12 protein-coding genes are annotated in these 12,626 nt (G+C 72.3%); 9 read left to right on the top strand and 3 right to left on the bottom strand.

From position 1 onward, the window contains the following. The first annotated feature begins 625 nt into the window (after positions 1-625). Positions 626-1,621, top strand: coding sequence for a YihY/virulence factor BrkB family protein (locus tag G5C62_RS21610; protein WP_164702632.1), 996 nt, complete (start codon positions 626-628; stop codon positions 1,619-1,621). Between the two features lie 28 nt (positions 1,622-1,649). Here G5C62_RS21610 and G5C62_RS21605 read toward each other — a convergent pair whose 3' ends face one another. The 3 genes from G5C62_RS21605 to G5C62_RS21595 are packed head-to-tail and all read right to left on the bottom strand — an operon-like array spanning position 1,650 to position 4,810. After that, positions 1,650-2,720, bottom strand: coding sequence for a DNA recombination protein RmuC (locus G5C62_RS21605; RefSeq protein WP_164702631.1), 1,071 nt, complete (start codon positions 2,718-2,720; stop codon positions 1,650-1,652). 57 nt (positions 2,721-2,777) lie between these two features. Then, complete coding sequence (locus G5C62_RS21600) at positions 2,778-3,311, bottom strand: methylated-DNA--[protein]-cysteine S-methyltransferase (protein WP_164702630.1); 534 nt, start codon at positions 3,309-3,311, stop codon at positions 2,778-2,780. Further along, entirely contained in the window at positions 3,308-4,810 is a 1,503-nt protein-coding gene (locus G5C62_RS21595; RefSeq protein WP_164702629.1) for an Ada metal-binding domain-containing protein, read from the bottom strand. Before G5C62_RS21595 ends, G5C62_RS21600 begins: the two co-directional genes overlap by 4 nt. 143 nt (positions 4,811-4,953) lie before the next feature. Here G5C62_RS21595 and G5C62_RS21590 point away from each other — a divergent pair, with 143 nt between their 5' ends. The 8 genes from G5C62_RS21590 to G5C62_RS21560 all read left to right on the top strand — a co-directional run bounded on the left by G5C62_RS21590 (position 4,954) and on the right by G5C62_RS21560 (position 12,159). After that, positions 4,954-5,856 carry an ABC transporter ATP-binding protein gene (locus tag G5C62_RS21590; protein WP_164702628.1) on the top strand — a complete coding sequence of 301 codons (903 nt, stop codon included), beginning with the start codon at positions 4,954-4,956 and terminating at the stop codon, positions 5,854-5,856. Beyond that, positions 5,853-6,677, top strand: coding sequence for an ABC transporter permease (locus tag G5C62_RS21585; protein ID WP_164702627.1), 825 nt, complete (start codon positions 5,853-5,855; stop codon positions 6,675-6,677). Before G5C62_RS21590 ends, G5C62_RS21585 begins: the two co-directional genes overlap by 4 nt. Beyond that, a complete protein-coding gene (locus tag G5C62_RS21580; protein ID WP_164702626.1) occupies positions 6,674-7,909 on the top strand; it encodes a sensor histidine kinase in 1,236 nt (411 codons plus the stop codon). Before G5C62_RS21585 ends, G5C62_RS21580 begins: the two co-directional genes overlap by 4 nt. 64 nt (positions 7,910-7,973) lie before the next feature. Next, the gene (locus G5C62_RS21575; protein WP_036337380.1) at positions 7,974-8,612 is read left to right on the top strand and encodes a response regulator transcription factor; all 639 of its coding nucleotides are present in this window, start codon (positions 7,974-7,976) and stop codon (positions 8,610-8,612) included. A gap of 132 nt (positions 8,613-8,744) precedes the next feature. After that, entirely contained in the window at positions 8,745-9,272 is a 528-nt protein-coding gene (locus G5C62_RS28760) for a DUF222 domain-containing protein (RefSeq protein WP_277424813.1), read from the top strand. Continuing rightward, positions 9,203-9,832: an HNH endonuclease signature motif containing protein gene (locus G5C62_RS21570; protein WP_277424814.1), complete on the top strand. Its 630-nt coding sequence runs from the start codon at positions 9,203-9,205 to the stop codon at positions 9,830-9,832. The genes G5C62_RS28760 and G5C62_RS21570 overlap by 70 nt, the downstream gene beginning before the upstream one ends. A 51-nt stretch (positions 9,833-9,883) precedes the next feature. Then, positions 9,884-11,110 carry a type II toxin-antitoxin system death-on-curing family toxin gene (locus G5C62_RS21565; protein WP_164702625.1) on the top strand — a complete coding sequence of 409 codons (1,227 nt, stop codon included), beginning with the start codon at positions 9,884-9,886 and terminating at the stop codon, positions 11,108-11,110. A 146-nt stretch (positions 11,111-11,256) separates the two neighbouring features. Continuing rightward, a complete protein-coding gene (locus tag G5C62_RS21560) occupies positions 11,257-12,159 on the top strand; it encodes a hypothetical protein (RefSeq protein WP_164702624.1) in 903 nt (300 codons plus the stop codon). Positions 12,160-12,626: the final 467 nt, after the last annotated feature.

Genomic DNA, 12,626 nt, shown 5'->3' with positions numbered 1-12,626 from the left:
GTGGGCAGCGTAAGTTGGGATTAGGAGACAGGGATCAGCCGCCGGGTGGCCTCGGGGGCGCGTGGGGCGAGTGGGGTCCTCGTGCCCAGAATGCGCCACCTCGGTGGGACGACACCGGCGAGTTCTGGCCCGCCACTCCCGGCCGGGGGGCGCGCCACCGGCGGCCCGGGGCGACGGGTAGCCGCGGCCTGCGGCTCGGCCGGCGTCGCTGCGTTCTGCACGCACGGCGTCCTCCCGCCTGTCTCGAACTCGGGCATCGACAGTGACCGGAGTGATGGTGCACCTCCTCGTCGGCAGCGGAGGGCCGAGGCCGTCCCACTGGTCGGGCCACGGTATCGGCCCTTCCTGAGTGAACGCTGGACCCGGCCGGGAGTGGCGGGCCAGAACTCGCCGGTGTCGTCCCACCGAGGTGGCGCATTCTGGGCACGAGGACCCCACTCGCCCCACGCGCCCCCGAGGCCACCCGGCGGCTGATCCCGACGTGGCGGTTCGGTGACGATCCCGACACGCGGGCATGGACGGAGGACGGCGGGGGGAAGGACCACGGGCTGGCCTGCCCCGCAGCGTGGAGCCGGCGGTGCGGGCATCGCGTCCGTCCACGACCCCACCAGGAGGACCTGCTCGCATGAGCTCGGTGAGCTTGGTCCCCGAGGTCGCCGCGCGGGACGAGGAGCGGCTGACCGCCCGCGCCGCGTGGGCGGTCCTGCGCAGCTGCCGGGTCAGCGACCTGTGGCGCGCATCGTGGGCCCGCTTCCGCTACGGCGACGGCTTCTCCCACGCCCGGGCGCTCGGGCTGCAGTTGTCACTGGCCGCGGTGCCGCTGCTGATCGCCGCGATCGGCCTGAGCAACCTGCTCAAGACGCCGTCGCTGCGGTTGCTGGTCGACCGGACGGTGCTGCAGCTCTCGCCCAGGTCCTCCGACGCGATGGTCCGGCGGGTGCTGTCGCCGTGGAGCGACCAGCCGGACGGGATCCCCCTCGCCACGGCCCTGGGGCTCGCCGCGGCGACGCTCGCGATGGCGACCGCCATGGGCCAGCTCGAGCGCGGGGCCAACCGCATCTACGGCATCCAGCGGGACCGGCCCACCGTCGAGAAGTACCGCCGCGCGCTGGTGCTGGCCGGCATCGCGGGGGTTCCGCTGCTGGTGGGGTCGGTGCTGGTGACCACGCTCGTGCCCGCAGCCGAGGCGATGGACGACGTGTACGGCATCGAGGAGGAGGTCGTCGTGCTGGTGGTCGGCCCGGTCGCCGTCGGGCTGCTGCTCACCGCGATCACCCTGATGCTGCGCCGGGCTCCGTACCGTCGCCAGCCCGGCTGGTCGTTGCTGGTGCTGGGCAGCACCCTGGCCCTGGCACTGTGGACCGGGCTCACCCTGCTGCTGGCGGGGGCACTGAACCTGATCAGCTACCTGGGCTCGGCCTACGGACCACTGACCGGCGTGATCGCCCTGCTCTTCTGGGCGCAGCTGACCTCGGGTGCGATCTTCCTGGCCTTCGCGGTGTCCGCCGAGCTGGAGCTGACGGCCATCCGGGTGGCGGAGGGCCGCCTCGCGCAGGCCGGTGCCGCGGCCCCCGATCGTCCGCTGCCGGGCGGATCGACGACCGCGGGCGCGGCCACCTGAGCGATCCAGGTAGAGCCCGGGCTCAGGGTCAGCCCGTGGTGCCGTCGCGCTCCTCGAACCCGGGGAGCTCCGGAGACGGCGGCCGCAGTGCGCGGACCGTGCCCTCGACCGGTGCCGGGGTCGGCACCGGCGCGGCGGCGACGCCGAGGTCGTCGAACCGGCGGGTGGCCACCAGCACCGAGCGCTCGTAGGAGCCGACCGTCTCGTTGTACCGGGTCAGCGCCGACCCCAGGGCCGAGCCGAGCCGGGTCAGGTGCCCGGACAGGGTGCTCAACCGGGCGTGGACCGTGCGCCCGGCCTCGAGCACGGCGGCGGCGTCGTGGGCCAGCCGCTCCTGTCGCCAGGAGTAGGCGACCGTGCGGAGGAGGGCCAGCAGCGTGCTCGGGGTGGCGATGATGACGTCGCGGCCGAAGCCGTGCTCGAGCAGTGCCGGCTCCGCCTCCAGGGCCGTGGTGAGGAAGCCGTCGGCGGGGACGAACAGCACCGTGAAGGGTGCGGCGGTGCCGAACGCACTCGGGTAGCGGCGGGCGGCGAGGACGTCGATGTGGGCGCGCAGCTGCCGGGCGTGGTCGGCGACCCGCTGGGCGCGCACCGCCGGATCGGTGGCCTGGACCGCCTCGATGTACCCGGTGAACGGCACCTTGGCGTCGACGATCACCTGCCGGCCGTCGGCGAGGGTGACGATCAGGTCGGGGCGCACGCCGGCGCCCTGGTCGGTGGTGCCGGAGGGCTGTTCGACGAAGTCGCAGTGCTCCAGCAGGCCGGCCACCTCCACGACCCGGCGCAGCTGGAGCTCGCCCCAGCGCCCGCGGACGTGCGGGGTGCGCAGCGCCGTGACCAGGGCGGCGGTCTCCTGACGCAGCAGGGCCGAGGTCTGGCCGATGGTGCCCACCTGCTCGCGCAGCTCACCGTGTGCGGTGGCCCGGTCGCGCTCGATGCCGGCCAGCAGCCGGTGCAGGTGGTCCAGCGACTCGTGCACCGGTTCGAGGGCCCCCGGCGCCTCTCCGGCCCGCCCGCGGACGGCGACCACGCCGAGCGTGACGGCGGCGGCCAGGAGCGCACCGATGAGGAGCCCGACGAGCAGGGAGGCGGCGTCCATGCCGGTCAGGTTGCCGGACGGGTCCGACAGTTCCGGTGAACCGGCCGGGCGCGCCGGTCAGGCGGCGACGGGGGAGTGCTCGGCCTCGTGGTCCAGCAGCCAGCGCTTCACCGGCGTGCCCCAGCGGAAGCCGCCCAGGCCGCCGCCGGTGGACAGCACCCGGTGGCAGGGGACGAACAGCGCCGCGGCGTTGCGCGCGCACGCCCCCGCCGCGGCCCGGACGGCCGACGGGCGCCCGCAGCGCTCGGCGAAGGAGGCGTAGGTGTCCGGCTGGCCCGCGGGCACGGTGCGCAGCACCTCCCAGGCGTCGGTGAGGAAGGGGCCCGAGCGCTGGCGCACCGGTACGGCGTCGATCGCGGTCACGTCCCCGGCGGTGAAGGCGGCGACGACGTCGAGCACCGGCAGCTCGTCGGCGTGCTCCACCCAGGTCGGCCGCAGTGAGCGGTGCACGACGGGCAGCAGCTCGCCGACGTCGTCGGTCCAGCCGCTGGCCAGCACGACGTCCGTGCCGTCGGGGTCGGTGGTGACGAGCACGGTGAACGGTCCGGGCGGGGTCGCCACGCAGGCGTAGCGGGCAGGGGCGGTGGTCATGACGGGCTCCGATCGGGAGTGGTGCCGCGGGTGAACAGGGACGGGACGGCCAGCGCCCACAGGTGCATCACGGCGTAGGAACGCCACGGTCGCCAGCGGGCCGCGGCGTCGGCGTCGGAGCTGCCGAGCGCGGCGAGACTGCGCCGCAGCGCCAGGTCGCCGGGGAGCCAGACGTCGGGGTCGGCCAGCCCGCGCAGTCCGACGAGGGCCGCCGTCCACGGGCCGATGCCGGGCAGGGCCAGCAGCTGGCGGCGGGCCTCGTCGCGGTCGGCGCCGGGGTCGAGGGGGACGCTGCCGGTGGCCAGCGCTGCGGCCAGGGTGTGCACCGTGCGGCGGCGGGCCCCGGTCAGCCCGACCTCGGACAGATCGGCGTCGACCAGGGCGTCGGCGCGGGGGAAGGCGTGGGTGAGGGTGCCGACCGGCTCGGCGAGCGGCCGGCCCGCCGCGGTGACCACGCGGGCGGTGAGCGTCCGGGCGCCGGCCACCGAGACCTGCTGGCCGAGCACCGCGCGGACCGCCAGCTCCTCGGCGTCGGGGGCGGCCGGGACCCGCCGTCCCGGGGCACCGGTCACCAGCGGGGCGAGCGCCGGGTCGGCGCCGAGCAGCGCGTCGACGGCGGCCGGGTCGGCGTCCAGGTCCAGCAGGCGCCGGCACCGGGAGACGGCCACACCGAGGTCCCGCAACTCGGTCAGCCGCAGCCGGGCCAGCACCGCCGGCCCGCCGTCCGGAGCGGGGGAGAGCCGGACCACGGCGGGGCCGTGCGGGAGGTCCAGGACCCGGGAGAACGTCGTCCCGTCCCACTCCTCCAGGCCCGGGGTGGCGTGCGCGCCGAGGAAGAGCAGCACCTCGTCGGCGGCGAACGGCGCGCGGGCGGCCAGCCGCAGGGTCAGCCAGCCGGGGGCGCCGCCGTCGCTGCGCGGGGTGGCCGGGCGGAGCGCGGAGGGCGTCGTCCCGAAGACCGACCGCACCGTGTCGTTGAACTGCCGGATGCTGGCGAAGCCGGCCGCGAACGCGACGTCGGCCATCGGCAGCAGGGTGGTCTCGATCAGCAGCCGGGCGGTCTGGGCGCGCTGCGCGCGGGCCAGCGCCAGCGGGCCGACCCCCAGCTCGGTGGTGAGCAGCCGGTGCAGCTGGCGCTCGGAGTAGCCCAGCCGCGCCGCCAGCCCGCCGACACCGCCGCGCTCGACCTCGCCGTCGGCGATCAGCCGCATCGCCCGGGCGACGACGTCGGCGCGGACGTCCCACTCCGGCGACCCGGGGACGGCGTCCGGGCGGCAGCGGCGGCAGGCGCGGAAGCCGGCCGCCTGGGCCGAGGCGGCGGTGGTGTGGAAGGAGACGTTGTGCTCCAGCGGCGTGCGCGCCGGGCAGGAGGGGCGGCAGTAGATGCCGGTCGTGTGCACCGCGGTGACGAACCACCCGTCGAAGCGGGGGTCGCGGCTGGTGACGGCGCGGTAGCAGTGCTCCACGTCGAGCCGTCCCCGTTCCAGCACCTCGGTCATGACACGAGCATGGCACCGTCCCACCCGGTCGACTGGCGGCTTTCGGACACGGCGGTGGCGGCCTCCGCCGTCCACCGATCGGTGGACGGGCGACCCACGCTCCGGTGGTCCCGGCGGGTCTGGCGCGGCGACAGGCTCGGGGCATGACGATGACGGAGGCAGCGCCCCCGCCGACCACGACCGGCGGGCTAGCCCCGGCCGTCGAGGTCCGCGGGCTGCGGAAGAGCTACGGGGGGAAGGCCGTCCTCGACGGACTGGACCTCGAGGTGCGGCGCGGGGAGTGCTTCGCGCTGCTCGGGCCCAACGGCGCGGGCAAGACCACGACGATCGAGGTGCTCGAGGGCGTGCGGCGGCGCGACGCCGGCGAGGTCGCGGTGCTGGGGGAGGACCCGGCCACCGCGGGTCGCGCCTGGCGGGCCCGGATCGGGGTGGTGAGCCAGGGAGAGGGCGCCGGCCAGGCGCTGAGCGTCCGGGAGACGCTCGACCACTTCGCCCGGTACACCTCGACGCCGCAGCCCACCGACGAGCTGCTCGCGGCCGTCGGACTGGAGGAGCAGGCCGACACCCGGGTGGGTCGGCTCTCCGGCGGCCAGCGGCGCCGGCTCGCCGTCGCCCTCGGGGTGCAGGGCCGGCCCGAGCTGGTCTTCCTCGACGAACCGACGACCGGGATGGACCCGGTGGCCCGCCGGCAGTTCTGGCAGCTCGTGCGTGACCTGCGGGCCGGTGGGACGACGGTCCTGCTGACCACCCACTACCTCGACGAGGCCGCCGAGCTCGCCGACCGGGTCGGGGTGATCGCCGGTGGCCGGCTGGTCGAGGTCGCCCCGCCGGCCGAGCTCGGCGCCGCGCTGCGCCGGGAGGCCACGGTCCGCTGGCGGGACGACGGCGGCTGGCGCGCCGTGCCCACCGAGACGCCGGCCGCCGTCCTGCGCGACCTGCTCGCCGCCCATCCGCACGCCGAGGTCCCCGGCCTCACCGTCACCCGCCCCGACCTGGAGGACGTCTACCTCCAGTTGGTCGCCACCCATGGAGGAGAGACCCGATGACCGTCCTGACCGCTGCTCGCCCGGCACCGCCGTCGACCGCCCGCATCGCGCTGGCCCGGGTCGGCGTGGAGCTGCGGCTGTTCGCCCGCGAGCGCCAGCAGGTGGTGTTCTCCTTCGCCTACCCGGTCGTGATGATGATCGTCTTCGGCTCGGTGCTCGGCGGTGACGTGCTGCCCGGCGGGGTGCCGTTCCCGCAGTACTTCCTGGCCGGGATCGCGGCCACCGGCATCATGCTGACCAGCTTCCAGGCGGTCGGGACGGCGATCGCCGCCGAGCGCGAGGCCGGCCAGCTGGAGCGGCTGCAGCTCCTGGGCACCCCGCCGGCGGCCTACTTCGCCGGCAAGGCCGGGCAGGTGCTGGTGACGACCGCGGCGCAGCTGGCGCTGCTGCTGCCGGTGGCCCGCTACGGCTACGACGTGCCGCTGCCGGTCGACCTGGGGCACTGGCTGACGTTCCTCTGGGTCGCCGCGCTCGGCGCGCTGGCCGGCACGGTGCTCGGCATCGCGGTCTCGGCGCTGCCGGGCAGCGCGAGTTCGCTGACCACCTCGATCTCGGCGTTCGCGATCGTGCTGCAGTTCTTCTCCGGCGTGTTCTTCGCCTTCCCCGAGCTGCCGGGCTGGATGCAGCAGGTCGCCGCGGTGTTCCCGCTGAAGTGGCTGACCCAGGGGATGCGCTCGGCGTTCCTGCCCGAGCAGGCGGACGCGTTCGATGTCGCCGGCGGATGGGAGCACGGGATGACCGCCCTGGTGCTGGTGGCATGGGTGATCATCGGCGTCATGGTGTGCGTGCGCACGTTCCGCTGGCGCCGGGCCGACGGATGACCGTCGGCTCCCGGCTCCGGTCCGCCGTCGTCCCCCCGCCCGGTGGGGACGACGGCGGACCGCCGCTGTCCGAGCGGGGGTGGCGGGTCACCGTGCTGGTGCTGCACGTCGCCTTCGGGCTGTTCGTCTCACTGGCGGTCCTGGACACGCTGCTGAGCGACGTCGGCTCCCGGGCGGTGCTGCTCAGCGCTCTCGGCGTGCTGGTCGTGGCCTATGCGACGCTCGGTGCGCCCGCCGTCACCAGCCGGGACCAGCGCCGGGCCACGGCCTACCTGGCGGTGCTCGTCGGGGCGGTCGGGGTGCTGGCCTGGGAGTTCCCCGAGCTGCTCTTCCTGATGTTCCTGGCGTTCCCGCAGGTGTGGTTCCTTGCCGAGTCGGTCCAGGTGGGGCTGCTGTGGACCGGCGCGCTGACGGTCGCGGCCACCCTGGGCCCGCTGGTCCACTGGCGGGAGGGCACCGAGCCGATGTCCGGGCCGGGGCAGACCCTGGTGGGCGCGGCGTTCAGCGTGGCGATGGGTCTGTGGGTCACCCGGGTCCTGGAGCAGAGCCGCGAGCGGGCGCTGCTGATCCGGGAGCTGGAGTCGACCCGCGCCGAGCTGGCCGCCGCGCACCGCGAGCAGGGCGTCGCGGCGGAACGGGAGCGCTGGGCCCGGGAGGTGCACGACACCCTCGCGCAGGGCTACACGAGCATCGTCGTCCTGGCCCAGACCGCGGCGGCCCAGCTGCCCGGCGACCCGGGTGCGGCCGCGGAGCGGGTGGCGCTGATCGAGGAGGTCGCCCGGGAGAACCTGGCCGAGGCCCGGGCGATGGTCGCCGCCTTCGCGCCGGTGGCGCTGGACTCCTCGACGTTGCGGGAGGCGCTGGAACGGCTCGCCGAGCGGTTCGGCCGGGAGACCGGCCTGCCCACCCGGCTGGACACTGCTGCGCTGGCGGACGACGTCGGCCTGACCCGGGCGGAGGAGATCGTGCTGCTGCGGGGAGCGCAGGAGGCGCTGGCCAACGTCCGGCGGCACGCCGCGGCCAGCGCGGTGGTGCTGCGGATCGGGGTGGGGGAGGCGGGGCAGGTGTCGGTGCACGTCTCCGACGACGGGGTGGGCTTCGACCCGGAGGCTGCGGCCGGGGTCGGGTTGGCCGGGCTGCGGGACCGGGCCGAGCAGGTGGGCGGCGCGGTCGACGTCGTCTCGGCGCCGGGGGAGGGCACCCGGGTGACGGTGCAGGTGCCGGCGCGATGACCACCGCGGAGGCGCGGGTCGAGCGCGCACCCGGGGGCGCGCCGGCGACCGGGACGGAGCGAGCGTGATCAGGATCCTGGTGGTGGACGACCACCCTGTCGTGCGCGGCGGGCTGGTCGGCTGGCTGGCCGCCCAGCCGGACCTGGAGGTCGTGGGGGAGGCCGGCGACGGGCTGGCCGCGCTGGCGGCGGTCGCCGAGCACTCACCGGACGTCGTCCTGATGGACCTGCGGATGCCCCGGATGGACGGCGTGACGGCCACCGGCCGGATCGCCGCCGCGCACCCGGGTGTGCGGGTGCTGGTGCTGACCACCTACGACACCGACGCCGACATCGTGCGCGCGGTCGAGGCCGGGGCGACCGGCTACCTGCTCAAGGACACCCCGCTGCCGCAGCTGGCCGACGCGGTGCGGGCGGCGGCCCGTGGGGAGACGGTGCTGGCGCCGCCGGTCGCGGCCCGGCTGGTCTCGCGGATGCGGGCACCGGCGGTCGAGACGCCAACGGCCCGGGAGCTGCAGGTGCTGTCCGGGGTGGCGCGCGGGCTGACCAACGCCGACATCGGCCGGGAGCTGTTCATCGGTGAGGCGACGGTGAAGACGCACCTGCTGCGGGTGTTCGCCAAGCTCGGGGTCGACGACCGCACCCGGGCGGTCCTGGTCGCGGTCGAACGCGGCCTGCTGCCGGGACCCGGCTCGGCCGGGTGACGGGGTTCCCCCTTGGTCCGTCAAGGGGCTGCGCACATCTGTGGACAAGCTTCTGACCAGCGTGTTTGTGTGGTGCAGGCGCCTCTGAGGCGATATCATTCGTACACACGTTCGAATGATGCGGGAGGTGTCGTGAGCGAGTTGCACTCAGCTCTGGACGCCCTCGCGTCGGACGATCTGCACTCGCTCACGGACGGGCAGGTGCTGGACCGGACGGCGTTCCTGGTGCAGCTGGTCAACCGTGCGTCGGCGGAGTTGACCCGCACGGTTCGGCGTGCGGACGTCATGCAGGCGGCGGAGCGCGACGGGTTGAAGTCGATGCGGTCGTGGCTGATCGGGCACGCGCGGCTGTCGCAGGCGGAGGCGTCGCGGATCGTGCGGTCGGGGCGGGTGCTGGAGCGCTTCCCGGTGCTGGCGGCCGGGTTCGTCAGCGGTGACATCACCGCGGCGCAGGTGAACGTGGTCGCCGAGAAGATCGGGGCCGGTGAGGTGGCCCGGGCCGAGGAGCAGGGCATCGACCTGGGCGCGTTCGATCGGGTGTGGGCGCAGGTAGCTGCAGAGAGTCCCCGCACGAGTCGCTGGCCGCCGCGGTGCAGGCCTTCGACGACGCCCTCGACCCTGATGGCCCGGAGCCGGATCCGACCGAGGGGCGTCGGCTGACGATGGTCAAGCACGCCGATGGGAGTGTCACCGGCCGGTTCGACCTGGATGCCGTCGGTGGGGAGAAGGTGCAGGCGGCGGTCGAGTCGATCGTGCAGGCCGACCGGCCCAAGGGGGACGACCGCACCCGCACCCAGCAGAACGCCGACGCGCTGGTGCAGCTGTGTGACAACCAGCTGGCCTCCGGGCAGCTGCCGATCCTGCGGACCGTCAAGCCGCACGTGGTCGTCGGCATCGACCTGGACGACCTGGTCGACCCGGCCACCGGCGCCGGTGCGGGGGAGATGGGCTTCGGGGCGACGATCTCCGCGGCGCGGGCCCGGTACCTGGCCTGTGACGGCAGCATCTCCCGGATCGTGATGGGCCCCGGCGGAGTGCCGCTGGATCTGGGCCGGGACCACCGGGTCGTCACCCCCGGGCTGCGCAAGGCCGTCGAACGGCGGGACGAGGCCTGCGTGTTCGCCGGCTGTGGGGCCCCGAGTTGGTGGTGCGACGTCCACCACCTGATCCACTGGCTCCACGGCGGAGAGACCTCGCTGCAGAACTCCGCCAACTCGTAGGACCACCCCCTCACGTACCTTTGCGTGAGGTGATGGTTACGGAGGGGTGGCGTGGCGGCAAAGAGCACGGTGGCTCAATTGGCGGCCGAAGCGGGGCTTGACTTGGACGAGGCGCTCGTGACGCTGTGGGATCTGGGTATAGACAACGTGCTTCGTCCGACCGATCCCGTGCCAGCGAGTCACTTAAGCCGAGCTCGTACAGCGCTTGGGCTGGCCTCAAAATCGCAGTTGAACTCCGTTGACTACTGGAAGAATCGGTTGGACTTGGCGGACCAGGAGTTGCGAGACTTGCTGGAGCGTGACGGTCTCCGTCTTGGGTCCGGTGCCAGGACTCTGCCCAAGGGTGGTGTCGCAATCGTGCGACGCTACGAGCGGCAAGGCGAAAGAGTCGTGGACCTTCGGACGGTCACCGTTCCGAAGGCAGGAAGACCTGACCACGTACCGCAAGTCGCACCGCCGCTCGTTTGGAGAACGGTCGGCAGGCCACGTGACTTGCGCTTCCTTTCCGAGGATGAGGTCCGCGCCATACATCAACAGCTCTTCGACGATTTCGAAATTAGCGACAACCCGATCGACACGCCCGGGACGAGATCGGATGATCTGCTGTCGTCGGCCTGCGCTCGTCCCCAGACCAGTTCCGGCGACCAGTTCAAGTATCCGACGGTGGAGATGGCCGCTTCCGCACTCGCGCACTCGCTGGCTAACAACCATGCATTCTGGAACGGCAACAAGCGAACCGCTCTCGTCGCTTACCTGGTCTTTTTAGACGAGCATGGTTTCGCGCCGACGTGTGATGACGAAGAACTGTTCAGATTCATCCTTCGAGTAGCGCAGCACCGCCTCATTCCTCGCGAGTGGCCAGATCGTGCAGACCGCGAGGTCCTGGCGATGGCGGAGTGGACCCGCAGCAATACTCGCGCCATTGCCCGCGGCGAGCGGATAATTAAGTGGCACCGCCTGCGGCGAGTTCTCTCGGATTACGGTTGCGTATGTGAACAGGCCAAAAACGTCGGCAATCGTATGAACATCACGCGGGTGCTCGAAGCTCCTGGTCGGTTCGGTTTTGGAACACGTAGGCGCACACTGCGCGTACAGGTTGGGTACGGCGATGACGGACGCGAAGTTGACAGGAACTCTCTGCGCCACCTGCGGTCGGAGCTAGAGCTAGACGAAGACCACGGGGTCGACTCCAGTGCATTTTACGACGGAGACCCTAGGCCGGTTGGCGAGTTCATCCTTCAGTACCGGCGAATCTTGAGGCGCCTGGCTCGGCTGTGACGGGGGACTTACCCGCGCCTGTGTCCAGCCAGGCGGAGGGGCCGACCGCTTGGCGGTGGGGGGCCGGGGATGTCCTTCCCCCGGTCCTGCTGGGAGAATCGCGGACTGAGACAACGGGGGATGAGCGCGTGGGAGTTCAGAGACGAATGACGGTCATCGCTTCTGCCGTTGTCCTTGCGCTCGTCCTCGCAACCTGGATCGCGTATACCCTCGACTTCCTTGCGGCCTTCACGGCCTTCGCCACTGTGGGCACGGCATTAGGCACGTTGGGGTTGGCTCTCTACACCTACCGGTTGGCTCAATCGACCAAGGAGTCAGTGAAGGAGTCGAGCCAGTTGACCGCGCTGAGCTTGTCGCAGCTCGATGAAATTAGGGCTCAACGAGAACTTCTGGCGGAACAGGCGCGCGTGGCAGCCAATCAGGCGGAGGCGACGCGGCGGTTAGCGGATGCATCTGAAACTTCTGTGCAGGAGGCTGCAAAGTCGAGAATCGACGCGATATCCCCCTTAGTCCTCATGGAGATCGCGCTGCTAGATACGGAGGTTCGCGAGCAGGGAGCGAACTCGCGCGTATTGATCGACGCGGACCAGTGGTACGAACCTCAACTCCGAAACTTGTCTTTCTTGGTCTCGCTGACGATTTCACTGCGCAACGTCGGACAGTCACCCGCTCGGGTCGCGTTCGACTACACGACTCAGAACCTCCAGCCGTGGAGGTCTAACGCTCACCCCCCTATCACACTCAGGCCGGGGCAGCTATTCGAGGACTCTCTGTCGGTCTGGCTATCGGGCAGCGACGCCGTTGCGGGCAAACTCGTAAAAGTGACTGTCACATACGAAGGAATGATCCACGGCGAAGTGTTCGATCATGTCCAGTGGACCGGATGGGTGAGTCCGTTGAAGAACAATGACGGCGTAGCGATGCGGAACGAGGAACGCTGGATAGTCAACGCTGGCGGCGCTGTCGTCATTCGTTCTTACCCCAACCTTGAGCGACCCGACGAACTTGCGGCGGTGCGCGAACGCCTCTTGAACCCTGAACCAAGCTGAGTGGGGCGCGCAGCGCCCCGCTTGACTTGAGGTAGCAACGTAACTCGGGCCTGTCCTTGGACTCCCGTTCTTCCCTGGACCCCCGGTAGTGAGTGCATTTGCCGCGGGGGTCGTCGTGGTGCACGGGTCTGCCCGACGGGACGCCCGGAGGGCGCCCGTGCGCCGCGTCGGCACCTGTGGCGCCCTCGACGGACGGGGGGGCGACCGCAGGGCGCGGCTGGAGGGTGCGGAGCACCCGAGTCGCGGCCTGTGACCGACCCCCCGTCCTGCGGCCGTCGTTGGGGCGACCCCGCAGGGGTCGCCTCTTGACACTTGTTCTGCACTAACTCAACACGGGTCTGGGTCAAGTCCGCCGGCGTGGTGTGTGACGACTACCGCGTGATCTTCATGTCGGGTCAGGCGCTGAGCGCCGGGATAGTCGGCTGCGTGGTCACCTCCTGAGTGGTGCCGTCGGTGTCGGTGACGGT

It is taken from the genome of Modestobacter sp. KNN46-3, from assembly GCF_011039295.1.
This window is presented reverse-complemented; position numbering and strand designations above follow the sequence as displayed.

Coding starts and splice junctions, on each gene's coding strand:
- G5C62_RS21590 (WP_164702628.1), top strand. CDS start 4,954: ATGACGATGACGGAGGCAGCGCCCCCGCCGACCACGACCGGCGGGCTA.
- G5C62_RS21605 (WP_164702631.1), bottom strand. CDS start 2,720: ATGGACGCCGCCTCCCTGCTCGTCGGGCTCCTCATCGGTGCGCTCCTG.
- G5C62_RS21610 (WP_164702632.1), top strand. CDS start 626: ATGAGCTCGGTGAGCTTGGTCCCCGAGGTCGCCGCGCGGGACGAGGAG.
- G5C62_RS21600 (WP_164702630.1), bottom strand. CDS start 3,311: ATGACCACCGCCCCTGCCCGCTACGCCTGCGTGGCGACCCCGCCCGGA.
- G5C62_RS21595 (WP_164702629.1), bottom strand. CDS start 4,810: ATGACCGAGGTGCTGGAACGGGGACGGCTCGACGTGGAGCACTGCTAC.
- G5C62_RS21580 (WP_164702626.1), top strand. CDS start 6,674: ATGACCGTCGGCTCCCGGCTCCGGTCCGCCGTCGTCCCCCCGCCCGGT.
- G5C62_RS21560 (WP_164702624.1), top strand. CDS start 11,257: ATGACGGTCATCGCTTCTGCCGTTGTCCTTGCGCTCGTCCTCGCAACC.
- G5C62_RS21585 (WP_164702627.1), top strand. CDS start 5,853: ATGACCGTCCTGACCGCTGCTCGCCCGGCACCGCCGTCGACCGCCCGC.